Here is a 17,138-nt window from a genome sequence, read left to right on the forward strand (position 1 = left end):
TTGGCGGCGGTCAGCGTTGCTGACTTTGCGCTTGTTGCGATTTCACATGCTCCATCAGATTGAGGAAGGTATCGGTCCAGTATTCGTTTTTATGGCTGGCCAGAAACTGCAGCAGCTCAGCGTGCGCGGCACTTGAGATCTGCAGATGGTCGTCGCCGATACCGTGAAAAGTGAAATTGACCATCGTCCCTTTGACGCCGGCTGCTTTGACCCAGGCTATCAGCTGTGCGCCGCTGATCTCAGACGGCGTGATCACCGGCACGGCGTGGATATTCAGTGTTTTCATATCCGCCACTACGCCGCCGACCGTGGTTTTCATCGCGACAAAATCACTGCTCAGCAGCGGCAAATAAGGCGTACCCGCCGCGACTTGATCAGTACAAGGCGCGGTAAAGGTGCGTTTGGTTTTACCGTCCATCGCCTGCAAAAATGCATTGCCGACGCGGATCTCAGCAATTAAACGCGACGCCGGTGTCTTATCTAAATCGCGGTCTTTGCTTACCCAGTCGCGGCCCGGCAAGGATTTAGCACATTGATGAAACAGCGTGTGATTGCCCAATTCATGTCCCTGTGCCGCCGCCGCGCGCCAGTCAGCCAGCCGGCTTTGCACGGTTTCTGCCGACAACGGCAAATAAAAACTGCCTTTGAGGCCTGCGGCATTCAGCTGCGGGATCGCGGTTTCCAACTGACTGGGCAGCGCATCGTCATAAGCCAGACTGACCGCCGCTTTAGCGCCATTTGGCCAGCTGAAGGCGGCTGTGGCGTTGGCAGTACAAACCAGCGCGCCACCAGCGACAACGATCACCGGCAACAAGCAGCGGCGGATCCGCATTAACAAACACAGTTCAGACATCAGGGTATTCCTTGGTTGCCAGTATTGTTCACTTCACAGGCTCGGCGGTTGGCGTCAATGGTGTTGCCAGCGACGTGTCAGTGTAAATGCTGCCGCACCGGTTTTGGTAGCTCCAGTGGCGTCAGAATTTGCGCCCAGCGGCCATTTTTTTCCAACAGCTGCAGACCGCGCTCAAACTGCTGTAGCAAATGTCTGGCATGAGGATGGGTTTTACTAATCAACAGATGCATAGACTTGCGTGCCAGCACTTGTTCTGATGGCTGGATCTGCAGTTGTGTCTGCACGGGTTGTTGTTGCAGCCAGTATTGGGTGGTGGCACTGTCGGACAGGATCAGATCGACTTTGTGCTGTAGCAGCAGGTCCAGCAGGGCATGATCGCTGTTGACTATGGTAATTTCAAAACCCGCTTCACTGACTCGCTCCGGATAGGCATAGTCTTTCACCAAACCGAGTCTTGGCAGCTGTTGAGCCAGCAGTTTTAAATTTCGTTGGCCAATTTTCTGATACGCAAAAAAGCGCAACTCGTTGTAATAAAGCGGGCTGGAAAACAGATAATGTTGTCGGCGCAGCGGATGGTCCCAACCACAAACCAGACCAGCGAAATCTGCAGTTTGAGCCCGCTGCAACGCCTCGGTCCAGGGCATAAATTCAATCGACGATTCGACTTGCTGACTGGCAAATGCGCTATGGATGAGCTCTGCCAAAGGGCCGTGGTTTCTGGCCTGTGGCCCATAATAAGGTTGATAATCGCTGCTGGCGAGCCGGATTGTCATTTTGCTTTCGGCTGCGGTGCTGACAAAGCTGCCCAGCAGGCAGACAGCTAAGATCCATGGCAATAATTTCACGTCCGCGCTCCATGCTGAACATGTGGAATGATGATGGCTGATGTTGCAATGAAATACATTTTTTGTACAGAGCCGTTGCTTAAACCGCCAGTAATTGTTGTTTGAGGCCTTCTGGCAGGGGCACGCTACTTTTGTTAGCAAAATCATATTGTACCAACACAGCGACACCACTGGCGCAGCGTTTTCCCCGTTGCCAGACTTCCTGCGTCACATCAAATGAACTGCCGCCGATCCGGCTGATATGGCTTCTGATCTCAACCGGCGTGCCGTAAAACAACTCCGCATGAAATTCGACTGAAAACTTCGCCAGGATCAGCCGCCACTGCGCCGGGTTCAAATCCGGCGTAAACAGCCGGAAAATCGGGTCGCGCGCGCCTTCAAACCAGGCGGCGACGACTGTATTGTTGATATGGCCGAGCGCATCAGTTTCATTAAAACGTGGCTGGATAGTCTCTGTCAGCATACAAATCCTGTTACGAAAAACCCGCTGCAGCGGCAGCTGTGCATGATAAGTTAAGCCACAAGGTACCCCAGTGTCCGGCGCTTGCAAAGCATCACAGCAACGCCGCCGGTGCGGTGAAGGCAAGCGGAGTCGGCATGTGAAGAACCGGTGGATTGGTTACTGCGTTGCGCTGTTGAGTGTCAGTGCCAGCGCGCAGGAATACCCGCGTGAACTGACATTCTCGACCGGCGAGCAGCAGATCTGGCAATTAACGATGCAGCGGCCGGTGGCAGCGCGTGAGCAGGTCAGCGCTGAGCTGAACAGGCTCGACGTGACAGCGCCAGCAGAGCAGGCCTTCTTGTGGGCACAGCGCTGTCGCTTTGCACTGCAGGCCGGTGACAAAGCTGCGTTGGATAATGCCCGGGTGGCGCTGAAACAGCTGGAAGCACAGAGCACCAGCAGTGAATTTGCTGGCAGTGCGGCCGGCTATAAATGCCAGCAGCTCAGTAAATTCAGCGCCGGTGAGTCGATGGATACGCGCCAGCTCAGTTTTCTGGCCTATCACAGCCTGACCGAACGCGACACGCCGACTTTGCATGCCTGGATTGGCCTGGATTATGCGCGTGACGCGCTGCAGAGCGGCTTTGCTGACAGCGCCGCCAGTGCCGTTGCGTTGGTGCTCAGTATTGCCCGGGATAATCGGTTGCCACAGCTCGAAGCCGACAGTCTGGCGGTGCAGGCCGAAGTGCAAACTGCGTTGGGACATTATCCGGACGCGCTACGCAGTATTCACCAAGCGTTGGCGCTGCAAACTGACTCCAGCCAACAGCAGCAGCTGCAGCTGACTCAAGCCGGTATATTGCTGGCGACGGGACGGCTACAGCAAGCGCAAGCCTTGTATCAGACGTTATGGCAACAGCAGTCAGTACCGGCCGGTCTGGCGTTATTGGCGCTTTATCTGCAGCAATCACAAATCGATTTGGCATTGCCGCTGAGCAGGCAACTGCAACAATTGACAGCACAAAGCGGCGATCGTGAATGGATAGCGATCAGTGGGTTGCGCCATGCGATGACGTTGCTGGCGCAAGGGAAATTTGCGAAAGCGCAGGCCCAGTTTGCTGATGGCAGCGGCTGGCTGAGCCAACATCGGCTAGCGCTGTATCTGCCAGAGCAACAACGCTGGGTGCAGTTATTGGCGCAGCAGAGTCAGCAGCAGGCGGCATTTGACGCATTACAGCAAAGCCTGCGGCTGCAGCGCCAGTTCGACGCAGAACAGCATCAAACGCAGGCCCAGCTCAGCAGCACTTTATTAATTGCCGAACAACGCAGCCGTGAGCTAAAACTGGTCGACGTGCAGCAGCAACTCAGCGTCAGTCGCGCAGAAATTCAGACAAAGGAGCAACAGGTGTGGGGGCTGACCGTACTTTGTGCCGTATTAGCTTTGTTGCTGGTGTTGCTACTTTGGCGACGGTTTTATCGTTGACGCTGGTCTGATCGCGCTGTAACAGCGTATGCTTGGGAACAAAACCCACTTCCTCTGACGGAGCATACAATGATTAGTTATGTCACACTCGGTACCCGCGACTTACAGCAAGCTGCTGATTTTTACACCAGTTTACTGGGTGATTTAGGCGCAAAACGGCTGATTAATATGGAGCGGATTATTTTCATCGGTAAAAGTAACAAAGAGCCGATGCTGGCAGTTTGTGTGCCGTTTAACAAAGAAGACCCGCATCCGGGCAACGGCGTGATGCTGGCGCTGGCGCCGGGCTCAAAAGAGCTGGTTGATCAGCTGTATCACAAGGCCATTGCACTGGGCGCTACGTGCGACGGCGCACCGGGCCAGCGTATTCCGGGTGTGTTTTATGGGGCTTACATCCGCGATTTAGACGGCAACAAAGTTTGTTTTAACCACTTCGGTTAAGTCTCGTCTTTTTTAGGGCGTTGTGCGGCAAAATAATGATTGCCGCCTTCGTCCTGATACTGCGCCTGCAGACGTAACCCCGCCTGTGCCAATAGCTGCTGATAACAAGCCGCACCTAAAGAAATGGATTCCTGCCCGGTCAGCACATCAACCCAACAACAAGCCTGTGCCGGCGCACTGAACAGCCAGACTCCACCTGGTAATAACGCGGCGGCGACTTTGGCAAACAGCTGGCGCTGCGTTACTTCCGGCAATAAAAATAACACGCCGACACAAAGCACAGCAGCAAACTGGCGTTGAAAAAAATCCGAATCTTGCAGCGCTTCACAAGCCACAGTCGCCTGCGGTAAATGCTGTTGATACGCCGTGGCCAGTGCAGGAGCCGCGTCGATGCCAAATAGTGAAAAGCCTTGATCAGATAGGGCTTTACCGAGCGGTAAACCACTGCCGCAGCCAAGGTCCAGCACAGCAGCCCCCGCCGGCAACCCCTGCGCCCACTGCAACACAGTCGTCACGCCAATCGACGATTGTTCGCGCCAATAACGAAATTCCGCTGCCTTGGTTTGGTAGCCGTTGGAGAGGTCTTGTGTATGAAGAGCCTGTTGCAGCAGCTGCGCAATAAAGTGGTCTTTGCCGGCTTGATAACGCTGAGTGTCATTCGGGAATTGTTGGGCAAGTGCCAGTTTGAGTGCGGCGTATGCTGCGACGGCGACCGGGTGTCCCCTCAAGTAATCTCGCAGGGTCAGATGTTGGCGGATCTGCGGGGCGCCGCGGACAAAGGCGTGCAAATGATGGCTGCGTTGCTGCGGGTGTTCAGCGCTGTTTTTATAAAAATAACGCCGACCGGCGATACCATTTTCGCCTCTATTGACATAACCCAGCGCTGCCAGGGCTGCCGTTTGCTGATCCAGCGCGGCCAGATCTGTCACTTCCAGCAGTAAATCCACAATAGGTTTAGCAGCGAGGCCGGGCACTGCGGTGCTACCGATATGATGCAGCGCCAGCGCGGTTGAACCGAGAACTTTCAACAGGGCCGCCTGTTCACTGGCAAAAGCCAGTGGCCAGTGATCCTGATAGGGCAGGACGGTGACGGTGCGCTGTGGAAGTGGCTGCTTGTTCATTGTTCTGCGCCTGTAGTGACTATCTGTGGTTCCGTATTGTTATGCAGCTCTGCACTTGCCACCAGCTCGGCACTCAGCCACTGGGCAAATTCGCGCATCGCACTGGTTTCGGCTTTGGATTGCAGTCGGGTCAGCCAGTAACTGCCAAAGCTGATTTCGCTGCTAAATGGCCGCTGAATTCTGCCAGATCGCAGCAAATGGCTGAACATTCGCGCTGGTGCTATGGCGACGCCAATACCGGTTTGGGCCGCTTCGAGCATCGTCACACTGGAATCAAACACGATAACCGGATGGGTCGGGGGCAGCTGTGGCCCGCCGGCTTGTTGCAGCCAAGCGGTCCATTCGTCGCGCCGGTACGAGCGCAGCAACGTGAAGTTCAACAGATCAGCCGGTTGTTGCAGCGCTGCGGCAATCTCTGGCGTGCACAGCGGTGTGAGTGGGCTGTCGCATAAATACAAAGCGGCAGTGCCGTGCCAGGCGCCACTGCCAAAGCGGATGGCATAGTCGAGGCCTTCGGCGGCCACATCGACTCTGTTGTTATTGGTCGAGATCTGCAGTTCGATATGCGGAAATTTCTGATAAAACGCGCTGAGGCGCGGCAACAAAAAACCGGTGGCAAAAGTGCCGACTACGCCGATTTTTAGCTTTTCCTGCACTTTGCGACCGGCAAAATAATCTAACAGCTGTGCAATGCGGTCAAAAGATTCGTTCAGCACCGGCAGCAATGTTTCACCTTCCGGCGTCAGTGCCAACCCACGTGGAATGCGCAAAAACAGCGGGCAATTCAGTTGATCTTCCAGCAATTTTACCTGTTGGCTGACCGCCGAATGCGTCACGTTCAGCTCGATGGCGGCGTGGGTGAAACTTAAATGCCGGGCGGCGGCTTCAAAGGCGCGCAGTGATTTCAGCGGGATATAACGACGAGTCATCGGCTTGTTACGCCTTTCTGTAAGTTTTTCTAACAGCTGATATGCAAATTAACCGTTTGTCTGGCGAAGTCAACTGGCGCAATCTAATTGTCGCCGGCCAACCTATTTTCGCCAACTTATCAGCAAAGGAATTTACATGCATTACCGCAAATCATTGATAGCACTGACCTGTGCCCTGTTTAGTACCGGTCCGGTGCTGGCCCAAACCACCACTATTGCCGACGAAGCAGCATTAAAAACCGCCGTCAGCCAGCAAGTGTCACAACTGATGCAACAACAGCAAATCCCCGGCGTGGCCGTGGCTGTGCTGTGGCAAGGCAAAACTTTTTACTACAGTTTTGGCAAAGCCGACCTCGCCGCCAACACAGCGGTGACGCCGGATACGCTGTTTGAACTGGGCTCCATCAGCAAAACTTTTGCCGGGGTAATTGGCGCCATGGCGCTGGAGCGCGGTGAGATCAAGCTGACTGATCCGGTTGCTAAACATTGGCCGGCGCTGACCGCCAAACAATGGCAGCCGATCAACATGCAACACCTCGCCACTTATACCGCCGGTGGTCTGCCGCTGTTTATGCCGGATAACGTCATCGATAAAGCCAGCTTGCTGAGCTATTACCAGCAGTGGCAGCCGGAATATGCACCGGGTACACAACGCGTCTACGCCAACAGCAGTATCGGTTTATTTGCACATCTGGCGGTGGCTGCCGGCGGCAAAGGCTACGCCGAAGTCTTTCAGCAGATGACGAACACGCTGAAGATGCCAAGCACTTATCTGCAGGTGCCCGCGGCGGCACAGGCACAATATGCCTGGGGCTATAAAGAAGGCAAACCGGTGCGGATTGGCACTGGCGTGTTGCTGGACGAAGCCGGTGGCGCTAAAGCCAGTGTACGGGATATTGCAACCTGGCTGCAGGTCAACCTGAAACCGGAACAAGTAAAAGACCAGGTGTTGCAAGCGGGTATCGCCCGAGCGCAGCAGCGCTATGCAAAAGCCGGGCAGATGTATCAGGGCCTCGGTTGGGAAATGCTCGACTATCCAGTGCAATTATCCGCATTGACTGCAATGACAGATCCTGATTTTGTTGCCGGTAGCGCAGCCACTTTGCTGGCACCACCGGCTGCGGCTGCGGCGAACAGCTGGGTACATAAAACCGGCGCCACTGGCGGTTTCGGCGCCTACGCGGCTTTTATTCCGTCGCGGCAGGTCGGTATCGTGTTGCTCACCAACAAACGTTACCCGAATGCAGAGCGGGTTAAATTGGCGTATCAAGTGCTGGAAAACCTGAAATAGTCTCGGCGCTACAAGCCGTTTGTCTGCCGCGGTATGTGTCACAGTACCGCGGCAACTGTTAGACTGCCGGCCATTGGATACAGGCTGAGGAGCCGTGTTGTGACTGCAACTTTAACGTTGGACCAGATTTTATTGCGGTTAAGTACCGAACAGCCGGTGGCTGAAGATACTGAACAGTTGTTGTTTCCGGTTGAGGCGTTGCTGGCCGCGAAAAGTCATTGGGCTGAGTTCTGGCCGCATATCGCCGTGCTGATGCAGCGGATGCAGGCGGATGAAGAATTGGCCGATGACGAATATCAATTATTGTTTTACGGCGTGATGCTGCTCGCTGATGTGGCGGATTTGACCCTGGCCCCGGCGTTTATGCAGTGGGTCGATACCAACGACGGCCTGGGCTCGGATCTGGAATACACCTTAGGCGACGCCATGACCGAAGATTTGGCGACGATGTTATTTGTGTTGTCGGCCGGTCAGCAGGCACCGCTGCAACAACTGCTGATTAGTGAAAAAGCCGGGATTTATGTCAAGGCTGCTGCGCTCGCGGCATTGTTCGCGCAGCTGGAACTGGCCGAGCAAAAAGGCCAAAGCGTCGACACTGCAGAGCTGCGCACGTTATTACAGCAAGTGATTAACGTCGCTGCCCGACACGGCCAGAAATTTGTGCTGGCCGAAATGGCGATCTGGTGTATCAGTTTTGGCCTGCAACACTTCAAACCGGCGTTTGAGCTGCTGCTGCGGCAGAACAAAATCGATACCGAGGTGATCCGCTGCCGGGAAATCAGCCGCTGGCAGTTGGCTGATCCTGAAAAACCGCTGGCGTCCGGTCTGGTCCGCCAAAGCTTTGATGTGATGTCATTACAGCATTGGCTGGCATTTCAGCCACCCAGTGCAGAAGCAAACAGTCCAGAAGCAAACAGTGCAGAAGCAACCTATGATCCGGCGACTGCGTTGAGTACCGCTCCTGCGACCAGCCCAAAAGGTCAGATCGGTCGTAATGATGCCTGCCCCTGCGGCAGCGGCAAAAAATACAAAAAATGCTGCCTGAACTGAGTTTCCGCCAGTTCGCGCCTCACTGATATTCACTGCGACTTTGACGTCGCCAGTACCCGGTTAAAAATACTTGACTGTGTATATCTGTATATATACTGTGTATATACGGATATGCACAGTCACGCCTGCATTGAGGGAAACGCATGACCTATGGCTTGTTTCTGTCCGCGACGGACAAGAAACCGATGTACCTGCAAATTGTGGAGCAAATCACCAGCAAAGTACTGCTGGGCGACTGGCCGGCGCAGATGGCGTTGCCATCTATCCGTGAATTAGCGGCGGATACGCAGGTGAGTGTGATCACGGTCAAACGTGCTTACGCCGATTTGGAGCAGGCCGGAGTGATAGTGACGCACGCCGGCCGGGGTTCTTTTGTCTCGGCGCAGCCGGATCTGCAACAACAGCTGCAACAACAAGAGTTGACGCAGCTCTTAAGTGCTGCGGTAGCGGTTGCGCGACAACTGCAGCTCAGTGACGCCGAACTGTTCGCGCGGCTGGAACAGCAACTGGCGCAGCACACCTAGCAATAAACACAGCCGCCCCGGCCGGTTAGCCGCCAACTAAGAAGGATAACAGCATGCAACAGTTTGCTTTTGAAATGCGCGATATCAGCATCCGCTATCCGCATTTTGTGATGGAAAACATCAGCTTATCCTTGCCGAAGGGGCAAGTGATGGGCTTGGTTGGTGTCAATGGTGCCGGGAAATCCACCACCATCCGGATGCTGATGGGGCTGGTAAAACCGGATGCAGGGCAAATCAATGTGCTGGGTTACCATCTGCCGGCGCAGCAAGTGCAGGCGAAATACGACATCGGTTTTGCCTCAGACGATATGCGTTTATACAAAAGCCAGACTTTACAATGGCATATGGATTTTATCCGCAGTGTGTATCCGCAGTTTGACCCAGCTTATGCCAAAGAGTTACTGCAACGCTTTGAGCTGATTGGCGAGCAGAAAATCAAAGGCTTGTCGCATGGCCAACGCGTCAAAGCGTGTTTGTTGTTAGTGCTGGCCAGACGGCCGAAACTGCTGGTGCTGGATGAACCCACCACTGGGTTAGATCCGGTGGCGCGCGACGAAGTGATTAGCGAGCTGGCAGAGATCCTGCGCGACGATGAGCGCAGTGTGTTGTTCTCGTCGCACAATACCCACGACATTGAAAAACTCTCAGATCAAATCGCCTTTTTAGATCGCGGTAAGTTATTGGCGCTGCAGGATAAAGAAACCTATTTAGACAGCTGGAGCCGGTTCAGATGCCAGTTGCCGGCTAACGCCAACGCCGATGCAACAATGTCCGTTGCCGGCGCAGTCAGTATCAAGCGCCACGGTCAGCTGGCCGAAGTGATCACCGACCAAAACAGTGCCGGCTTTGTCGCGCAGCTCGCACAGGCCGGTTTTCAGGTGCTGGAACAGCACCGCATGTCGCTGGAAGAAATTTTCGTCGCTAACGTCAAACGCAGCAGATAGGAAGGGTTCAGATGATGCACACATTTAGCAATTCGCAGATGATTAAATTGCTGATCCTGAAGGACTGGCAATTGGTGAAAAAATCGCTGGCGGCTTATCTGGCGGGTGGTGTGCTGATCATCGGTTTGATGGGCATGGCGACGCCGCTGCTGTTTAATACCGGCGCTATCCTGATGATTACGCTGATGATTGTGATTGGCGCCCGTTCAGCCATCGAGCTGGTGGTGAACGAAAAGAAAGACCAGACCTTAACTTTTATGATGAGTCTGCCAGTGACAGCGCAGGATTATGCCTGGGCCAAACTGGGCGCGAATCTGGTGTTATATCTGGTGCCCTGGCTATTGTTGGTGGCGGGGATGCTGATGGTGATTGTCAGTTCACCGGTGTACAACGGCGTGATCCCGCTGGTGGTCTTGGTCAGTGTGTTTATTCTGCTGTCGTATTGCTGTTACCTCGCGACGGCTTTGCTGACCTATTCCGAAGGCTATACCACGGCCATGATGATAGTGACCAATTTGCTGCTGAACGGTTTTATCATCTGGTTGCTGCGAATGCCGGCTATCCACCTGACGCTGGAAGCGCCGACGGCGAGCTGGAACAACACGTCCCTGCTGCTGTTAGCGGCGGGTGTTGGGCTGACTGTGCTGGTGTTACTGGCCACAGCTGTGCTACAAAACCGCAAAACCAGCTTTTTGTAACACCGGCTTTTTCAAATAGCGTCGGCGCATACCAAAACAGCGTCAGCGAATGGAGCGACGATGATGCAACAAAGTCCCGGCCGCTTTGATTATTTGGACAATCTGCGCGCTTTTGCCATGCTGGCTGGTGTGTTGTTCCATGCGGCCTTGGCGTATAGCCCGATGGCGCAGGGCTTTTGGCTTAGCGCCGATCCACAGCAACACGCGCTGTTTGATGTTTTCGCCTGGGCCAGCCACTTGTTCCGCATGCCGCTGTTTTTCTGTATAGCTGGCTTTTTTACCGCCCTACTGTGGCAAAAAGCCGGTGGTATGGCCTTTGCGAAAAATCGTCTGCTGCGCGTGGCTTTGCCTTTGCTGCTGTTTTTACCGCTGTTGACGCTGGCGATGCACGGCGTGCTGCAGTTCGGTTTGGCTTATGTCACCCAGCCGTCCGCGTTGTTGCAATTGATCAAACCAATGCTGAGCGCCGGGTCACCGGCCGAGCTGCCGTTCAGTACTATGCATCTGTGGTTTTTATATCATCTGCTGTTTTTGTATGTTTTGACTTATTGCGCCCGCACCTTGTTGAGCGACGCGCTGCAGGACCGTTTATTGGCCTTGCCACCCCGGTTATTGTTATTGCTGCTTGTGCTGTGCATGCTGCCGCCGCTCTCTCTGGTGCCAGCGCCTGTGCCGGCGCCGGAATGGATCTTCCCCGCGCTATGGGCTTTATGGTTTTACGGGCTGTTTTTTGCCTGCGGTTATGTGATGTTTCGTCATGCCGATGCATTGGCACGTTATAGCGCGGACCGGCGGGTTTTGCTTGGGCTTGGCGCGATCAGCTATCTGGTGTTTTATCAGTTATTGCCGGCGGATTTACGGGTACAACAACCACAAGGCTGGACCAAGCTGGTCGTCATTTTCTGCGAAGCCAGTGGCGCGTTGTGCTGGACGCTGGCGGCATTGTTATATGCCAAACGTTATTTGAACCGCAGTAATCCGCTGTTGCGGTACTTGTCCGGCGTCAGTTATTGGGTCTATCTGGTCCACATTCCATTGCTGTTTCTGGTGCAGTTTGGCATGACCGATTTGCCGTGGCCGGCAGGGGCGAAGTATCTGGTCGCAGTGCTGGTGACGCTCAGCGGTTGCTTACTGAGTTTCCATCTGCTGGTTAAATCGACTCCGCTTGGCAAAATGCTCGCCCCAGCCACAGCGCGGCTTTAGTTCGTTGCAGTCAGGTCGTTTTCACACTGAGCTTTGTCCAGTGCGGCCTGATGACGCTCCCATTTTTTGACCAGCCAGAAATAGCTGACCGCCGCAATCGACAGGATAATTATTTTCTCCTGCAAACTAATCCCATTGCGGATCAATGCATTAAACATCATGACCTGAATAATCAGGTGAAAGCAGGCGCAGGTCAGAATAGACTTGGTCGCTTCGGCAACCTGGCCGATCCCCCAGCTGCCCAAAATCATCATACCGAGAAAAAATAAGTTATCACCAAGGCTAGCGCTGGTTAAAAAGGTCAGGTGCCACAGATACCAGCAAAAACCGACCACACCATACTTCAGGCCGTTGGCCAGCGGTGCCAGCTCAGTTTGCAGATAGCCACGCCAACCGTATTCTTCCATGATGCAGTACAACAAAGTACCGGCGGCGGCCACCAGACCGTAGCCATGTGGGTCCATGCCATAACTATTGTTCACACCCACGACAGACAGTAGCAGCAGGGCAATAGCTGACATCGTGAGCGGGATCCAGGGTAGATTGCCCAATAACTGCAGCGGGACCGGGCGCACCTTGCCGAGAAAGTGCCGGGCGATGAGCGCAGCAAGCAAAATACCGGCGCCTTCGGCAATGACCGAGAGCAGTACCGCAAGCCAGCCCGGTAACGCAGTCAGCATCGCCTTGTGGCCCAGTAGGTCAAAGCGGAAGAGATTGGCCAGCACTGTTGCAATGAGCATAAAGGCGCCGACGCGGCGCCAGCTAATCGGTTGATGATCCACTGCTAAATCCTTGTATAGCGGACATGGCAATCCATGCGTGAGTAGCGGGTAAGTGATTACTTTTAGAGCGTTTTTCTGCAAGCTGCTAGTCAGAAAATGTAAGGGATTGCAACAAAAGCACATCGCATTCAGACCCTTTGCTGCAACCTCGGTCATCGATGGTGCTATAGTGCCCATCCCAGCCTTTGACGGCAAAATCCGATGAAAAAAATCGCTGTGTTTGTTGATGTGCAAAACATCTATTACACCTGCCGCCAGTCGTATGGCCGGCAGTTCAACTACCGCCGCTTCTGGCAACAATTGCTGCATCAGGGTGACATTGTACAGGCCACCGCCTATGCGATTGACCGCGCCGACGATCAGCAACGCAAGTTCCAGGACGCGCTGCGCCACATCGGTTTTCAGGTCAAGTTGAAGCCGTTTATTCAGCGCGCCGACGGTAGTGCCAAAGGCGACTGGGATGTTGGCATCACTATCGACGTGTTGCAGCAGGCGGAAAACGTTGATGAAATTGTCTTGCTGTCGGGTGATGGCGATTTTGATTTATTGCTGCAGGCGATCCGGCAGCGCTTTGATTGTCGCAGCACTGTGTATGGCGTGCCCGGGTTGACGGCGCATGCGTTGATCAACAGTGCTGATCATTATGAAAAGATTGAGGAAAGTTTATTGTGTTAATGCTGAGTGCTTTCGATATGGCTGGCGTCGATGTGGCTAAATGAACAGCAAATCAGTGCTGAGGCTGTGCGCGGTTATCGCCAGCAATTAAAACACAGCTGTCCGCGCCATCTGGTGCTCGATAACCTGTTTGATCGGCAGAAATTGCAGGCGGTGAGCCGGGTGTTACAGCGCAGTTCGCATTGGCAAACCCAGCAACACAGTTATGGGGCGCTTTATGTCGATGCCGCGCAGTGGCAACAAACCCCGCAGGCCGAGCGTTTTGTGCAGCGCGATCTGTGGCAGCGCAGCTCCGCGGCGCAGGGGGATGATGCCGAACAACTGGCGTTGGCGTTCCTGCAGTTTTTGCGCAGTGAGACCTTTCTGGCGTTGTTATCGCGTATTTTCCGCGTCCAACTGACTGATATTCATGTGGCGAAGCCAACGCTGAATACCAATTACTTTCGCTTAAGCGCGGCTGATTTTGTCAATCTGCACGCCGATGATTCGCCCGGGCGGGAAGTCTGTATGTTGTTGTATTTAAATGAAGACTGGCAGAGCGGCGCCGGTGGTGAGCTGATGTTCGCCGCCGATGGCAACAGTCCGGTGGCGATAGCGCCGCTGTTTAATCGCTGTGTGTTGTTTGACCCCGCGTCGCCGGGCGCTGAGCATTGGGTAAACGCCGTCAGCAGCGCTTTGCCCGGGCACTATCGCTATAACGTCACCAGCTGGTATTGGACTGAGTAACAAGCGCCATTAAATATGTGTTTGGGAAATGCCGGCTGTTTTTTACTTTCCGAACCCAATGTACGCCAGCACTGAGACAAAACCGCTGCAGGCGCGTACTGCTGGGATAACTCTGATCTGATGGATAAATTGACGATGCGTAACTTACTAAAAGCCAGCTTATTGGCCACCACATTGCTGCTGACCAGCTGTACCGGCATCCCCGAGGGCCTGACGCCGGTACAACCGTTTGAACTGAACCGATATTTAGGCGAGTGGCACGAAATAGCCCGGCTCGACCATTCGTTTGAACGTGGTCTGACGCAAGTCACCGCCAATTACAGCCTGAACCCGGATGGCACGGTGAAAGTACTGAACCGCGGTTTTTCTGCCGAGGACAACGAATGGGAAGAAGCGGAAGGCCTGGCCAAAATGAACGGCCCTGTCGATCAGGGCCGGTTAAAAGTGTCGTTTTTCGGGCCTTTTTATGGCGCTTACAACATCGTCAAACTGGCACCGGATTACAGCATGGCGCTGATTGTCGGGCCGGATTTAACCTACGGCTGGATCCTGGCGCGCAGCGCAACACCAGACAAAACCCAGTGTCAGGAATTTTATGCTGAAGCCACGCGGATAGGCATCGCGCCACAAAGCTGGATCAGGTTGAGTCCTTGTTAAGGCTGGCGCAGGCCGTGGCGTCAGGCGATGCCGTTAAAGCAGAACTGCTGCGCCGCCGGGCGCTGAGCTAGCCTTTGCTGATAGGCCGCCAAATGCAGCAGTTCCAGCCGGTCGGACAGCGGCGTTTGCAACCAACGGTTCAACGAGAGCCCCAGCACAATATCAGCCAGCGTGAAATCGTTCCCGCAGATATAAGCGCCGGTTTTGGCCAGTTCAGCATCAAGGATTTGTAGTTTCTGCTGCCACTGCTGTGCGCTTTGGGTGATCGCCGCTGGGTCAGTGAAATCCGGGTGCTGGCGTACCAGCGCCATAAAGGCATAACGCCAGGCCGGGTTCAGTTCGCAGGCTTGCCAGTCCATCCATTGTTCGACTTTAGCCATTTGTTGCAAATCGCTGCCAAGTAACGTTGCATGGCCACTTTTTCGCACCAGATAACGGCAAATGCTGTTGGATTCCCACAATACAAAATCGCCATCCTGCAACACCGGCACTAAGGCGTTGGGGTTAAGCTGACGAAATTCCGCCGTATCGATGGGGGCAAAGCCGCTACCACAGGGAATCAGTTCTGCCTGCATATTAAGTTCGGCCAAAGTCCATAACACTTTGCGCACGTTAATCGAAGTGGGTTTGCCGTACAGTTGCATAGCAGCTCTCTGCGCCGGTCTGGCCGGCCTGGTTGATTGAGTTGGTGGTATTCAGAAAATGCCGTGGCTATTCACCACAGCTGTTTGGCCGCCACATCACATGTGTTTTTATCATAATGATTGGCACCGCGCAGATAAACCAAACTGCGGTAACAAGGTGTTTCCTAAAGCTGCTTCAAGTCCTATCGCGGGCTTTGCCTGCGCTTTCGTTGGTGCCTTGCTGCCGGATTATTCGTTGTATGGTCGTCGGGCCGGAACATCAATTGAAACACTTTAAACATCAGTTTTTAACGGCGCCAGTTAAGATAACCCGCAGAATTCTCACCGTCCTTTCAAAAAAGTTTTGACTATGGAAAATCTGACGCATGTGCTGGTTTGCCGGGCAAATAGGCCTGAAACGCAAAACCGGACTGACGCACGGACCCATTGCGATGCTGATTCGGCCTTTGTTGCGCCGGCCGTCGCGGCGCCGCTTAGTTAATCGACAGAGCAACGTTATGAATAAGGCTTGTCCAATCATCTTAAGAGAAAAGCACGGAGTTATTGCAGTGCTGGGATTTACTCACCCTTTAGCGGGCAAGCAGTTGGTAAAGGGAACCATAGAAACAGGGGAGTCACTGGAGCAAGCATGTATCAGAGAGCTGTTAGAGGAATCTGGTGTCTGTGCAACACCGCGGGTGTTTCTCGGTACATGGGACAGTGGCTATGAAGGTCAAGTGTGGGGATTTTATTTGATGGCGGGTCCGGAACAACTGCCTGAACATTGGGATTTCTTCACAAATGATGATGGCGGTCAGCTGTTTAAATTTTTCTGGCAGCGACTAGATGAAAACCCGGATGCCGAATGGCATCCATTGTTTGTCGGTGCAATCAATTTTGTAAAAATGGCACTGGCAAGAGCCGACATTTGATCCGGTGTTTTACCTATTCGCCGGCTGCATTGTTGCAAAAACTCCATGAAAACTGCTGTGTGCATGAACGCAGCGTCAGATAAACAAGGAAGTAATTCGCGTATGGCTTTAGATATAGTGGGCGATGTTATTGAAGTCGCAGGTCGATTTTTATTCAGAATATTCAACGAAGTGTTGGTCGAGTTCCTCTGTAAAGGAACTGGTTATTTAATCTGTAGACCATTCAAATCAAAGGTCGATCCAGATAGTTTTTTCGTCTTTGCGGTCGGTTTTGTTTTTTGGTTGGCAGTAGCGATTCTGAGTTTTCAGCTCTATGAATTTATTCAGGTTGACCAATGCCTGGATTCTGGCGGCAGCTTTGATTATGCAAACAATACATGTTTGAAATAGCGTTTTGGTCAAGCGTCGGTACCACTGAAAATTTGCACGCAAGTGCCTCAGTGGTGGAATTGAATAAACCACGTCAGGGACTGGGTTTTATCAATGATTTCGCGGGATCTGCGATCACGGGTTGCAAATCAATCGCACCACCACATTCATGGAAAGTACCACTTCAGCGGATAGTTGCTATGTGCCAGAAGCGGACATTTTTCATCGTCATGTACGGCGGCGCTATCGCTTGCGCGTACCTACTCGCTAATTAAGAACGTAGGTACCGGCAAGCGAAGCCCGCTGGGCGTCACACGCCGTACATTACCCCATATTCGATGACTAGAACTCGCTCTTAGCAGTCGCTGAAGTCACTGGATGATTGCTGAAATTGGTGGTTACGAGAAAGTGCAACGGGTGGTAAGTCGCGAGTGATCGTGGTGGTAAACTGGGGTGATATTTTGTGGTGGCGGTGTGGGGTTGTAGGCGCCGGATTAAGTGTCCGGACACATCGTTGATCTTTGGTGGATTCGACAGACTGGGACTATAC

20 protein-coding genes are annotated in these 17,138 nt (G+C 53.6%); 13 read left to right on the top strand and 7 right to left on the bottom strand.

Translation table 11 applies throughout. The features are described from left to right. Window positions 1-10: 10 nt before the first annotated feature. From ACQ66Q_RS16270 to ACQ66Q_RS16280, 3 genes are all read right to left on the bottom strand, one after another. Window positions 11-853: a polysaccharide deacetylase family protein gene (locus tag ACQ66Q_RS16270; RefSeq protein ID WP_430457748.1), complete on the bottom strand. Its 843-nt coding sequence runs from the start codon at window positions 851-853 to the stop codon at window positions 11-13. Window positions 854-930: 77 nt separating this feature from the next. After that, window positions 931-1,698: a substrate-binding periplasmic protein gene (locus ACQ66Q_RS16275; protein ID WP_430457749.1), complete on the bottom strand. Its 768-nt coding sequence runs from the start codon at window positions 1,696-1,698 to the stop codon at window positions 931-933. A 79-nt stretch (window positions 1,699-1,777) separates the two neighbouring features. Continuing rightward, window positions 1,778-2,161 carry an acyl-CoA thioesterase gene (locus ACQ66Q_RS16280; protein WP_430457750.1) on the bottom strand — a complete coding sequence of 128 codons (384 nt, stop codon included), beginning with the start codon at window positions 2,159-2,161 and terminating at the stop codon, window positions 1,778-1,780. Window positions 2,162-2,297: 136 nt separating this feature from the next. Here ACQ66Q_RS16280 and ACQ66Q_RS16285 point away from each other — a divergent pair, with 136 nt between their 5' ends. Next, window positions 2,298-3,623: a hypothetical protein gene (locus tag ACQ66Q_RS16285; RefSeq protein ID WP_430457751.1), complete on the top strand. Its 1,326-nt coding sequence runs from the start codon at window positions 2,298-2,300 to the stop codon at window positions 3,621-3,623. 69 nt (window positions 3,624-3,692) lie between these two features. Beyond that, complete coding sequence (locus tag ACQ66Q_RS16290) at window positions 3,693-4,064, top strand: VOC family protein (protein WP_430457752.1); 372 nt, start codon at window positions 3,693-3,695, stop codon at window positions 4,062-4,064. On the opposite strand, the gene ACQ66Q_RS16295 is transcribed toward ACQ66Q_RS16290, so the two are convergent. Both ACQ66Q_RS16295 and ampR read right to left on the bottom strand, forming a co-directional pair. Then, the gene (locus tag ACQ66Q_RS16295; RefSeq protein WP_430457753.1) at window positions 4,061-5,185 is read right to left on the bottom strand and encodes a GrpB family protein; all 1,125 of its coding nucleotides are present in this window, start codon (window positions 5,183-5,185) and stop codon (window positions 4,061-4,063) included. The genes ACQ66Q_RS16290 and ACQ66Q_RS16295 overlap by 4 nt on opposite strands. Further along, window positions 5,182-6,114, bottom strand: coding sequence for a LysR family transcriptional regulator AmpR (gene ampR / locus ACQ66Q_RS16300; protein ID WP_430457754.1), 933 nt, complete (start codon window positions 6,112-6,114; stop codon window positions 5,182-5,184). The genes ACQ66Q_RS16295 and ampR overlap by 4 nt, the downstream gene beginning before the upstream one ends. Window positions 6,115-6,250: 136 nt before the next feature. On the opposite strand from ampR, the gene ampC reads away from it, so the two are divergent. The 6 genes from ampC (at window position 6,251) to ACQ66Q_RS16330 (ending at window position 11,824) form a co-directional block, all read left to right on the top strand. Continuing rightward, window positions 6,251-7,405 carry a class C beta-lactamase gene (gene ampC, locus ACQ66Q_RS16305; protein WP_430457755.1) on the top strand — a complete coding sequence of 385 codons (1,155 nt, stop codon included), beginning with the start codon at window positions 6,251-6,253 and terminating at the stop codon, window positions 7,403-7,405. Window positions 7,406-7,504: 99 nt separating this feature from the next. After that, entirely contained in the window at window positions 7,505-8,455 is a 951-nt protein-coding gene (locus ACQ66Q_RS16310) for a DUF1186 domain-containing protein (protein WP_430457756.1), read from the top strand. A 143-nt stretch (window positions 8,456-8,598) separates the two neighbouring features. Further along, the gene (locus tag ACQ66Q_RS16315) at window positions 8,599-8,979 is read left to right on the top strand and encodes a GntR family transcriptional regulator (protein ID WP_430457757.1); all 381 of its coding nucleotides are present in this window, start codon (window positions 8,599-8,601) and stop codon (window positions 8,977-8,979) included. 53 nt (window positions 8,980-9,032) lie between these two features. Next, a complete protein-coding gene (locus ACQ66Q_RS16320) occupies window positions 9,033-9,923 on the top strand; it encodes an ABC transporter ATP-binding protein (RefSeq protein ID WP_430457758.1) in 891 nt (296 codons plus the stop codon). An 11-nt stretch (window positions 9,924-9,934) separates the two neighbouring features. Beyond that, entirely contained in the window at window positions 9,935-10,621 is a 687-nt protein-coding gene (locus ACQ66Q_RS16325) for an ABC-2 transporter permease (RefSeq protein WP_430457759.1), read from the top strand. 60 nt (window positions 10,622-10,681) lie between these two features. Continuing rightward, window positions 10,682-11,824 (top strand): acyltransferase family protein, encoded by a 1,143-nt coding sequence (locus ACQ66Q_RS16330; RefSeq protein WP_430457760.1) that lies wholly within the window; start codon window positions 10,682-10,684, stop codon window positions 11,822-11,824. Here ACQ66Q_RS16330 and ACQ66Q_RS16335 read toward each other — a convergent pair. Continuing rightward, window positions 11,821-12,606 (bottom strand): CPBP family intramembrane glutamic endopeptidase, encoded by a 786-nt coding sequence (locus ACQ66Q_RS16335; RefSeq protein ID WP_430457761.1) that lies wholly within the window; start codon window positions 12,604-12,606, stop codon window positions 11,821-11,823. The two genes, ACQ66Q_RS16330 and ACQ66Q_RS16335, sit on opposite strands and share 4 nt — an antisense overlap. A 201-nt stretch (window positions 12,607-12,807) precedes the next feature. Here ACQ66Q_RS16335 and ACQ66Q_RS16340 point away from each other — a divergent pair, with 201 nt between their 5' ends. The 3 genes from ACQ66Q_RS16340 (at window position 12,808) to ACQ66Q_RS16350 (ending at window position 14,664) form a co-directional block, all read left to right on the top strand. Continuing rightward, window positions 12,808-13,281 (top strand): NYN domain-containing protein, encoded by a 474-nt coding sequence (locus ACQ66Q_RS16340; protein ID WP_430457762.1) that lies wholly within the window; start codon window positions 12,808-12,810, stop codon window positions 13,279-13,281. Between the two features lie 30 nt (window positions 13,282-13,311). After that, window positions 13,312-14,007 carry a 2OG-Fe(II) oxygenase gene (locus ACQ66Q_RS16345; protein WP_430457763.1) on the top strand — a complete coding sequence of 232 codons (696 nt, stop codon included), beginning with the start codon at window positions 13,312-13,314 and terminating at the stop codon, window positions 14,005-14,007. A 135-nt stretch (window positions 14,008-14,142) separates the two neighbouring features. Continuing rightward, window positions 14,143-14,664, top strand: a complete 522-nt coding sequence (locus ACQ66Q_RS16350; protein ID WP_430457764.1) for a lipocalin family protein — start codon at window positions 14,143-14,145, stop codon at window positions 14,662-14,664. Window positions 14,665-14,684: 20 nt separating this feature from the next. Here ACQ66Q_RS16350 and ACQ66Q_RS16355 read toward each other — a convergent pair whose 3' ends face one another. Then, on the bottom strand, window positions 14,685-15,308 hold the full coding sequence (locus tag ACQ66Q_RS16355) for a glutathione S-transferase family protein (RefSeq protein WP_430457765.1): 624 nt from the start codon (window positions 15,306-15,308) through the stop codon (window positions 14,685-14,687). Window positions 15,309-15,805: 497 nt separating this feature from the next. Between ACQ66Q_RS16355 and ACQ66Q_RS16360 the strand changes: the two genes are divergently transcribed. Together ACQ66Q_RS16360 and ACQ66Q_RS16365 are read left to right on the top strand one after the other, a co-directional pair. After that, window positions 15,806-16,219, top strand: a complete 414-nt coding sequence (locus tag ACQ66Q_RS16360; protein ID WP_430457766.1) for an NUDIX hydrolase — start codon at window positions 15,806-15,808, stop codon at window positions 16,217-16,219. A gap of 102 nt (window positions 16,220-16,321) precedes the next feature. Then, window positions 16,322-16,609, top strand: coding sequence for a hypothetical protein (locus ACQ66Q_RS16365; protein WP_430457767.1), 288 nt, complete (start codon window positions 16,322-16,324; stop codon window positions 16,607-16,609). The last annotated feature ends 529 nt before the right edge of the window (window positions 16,610-17,138 follow it).

It is taken from the genome of Rheinheimera sp., assembly GCF_965283995.1.
Classification (GTDB): Bacteria; Pseudomonadota; Gammaproteobacteria; order Enterobacterales; family Alteromonadaceae; genus Pararheinheimera.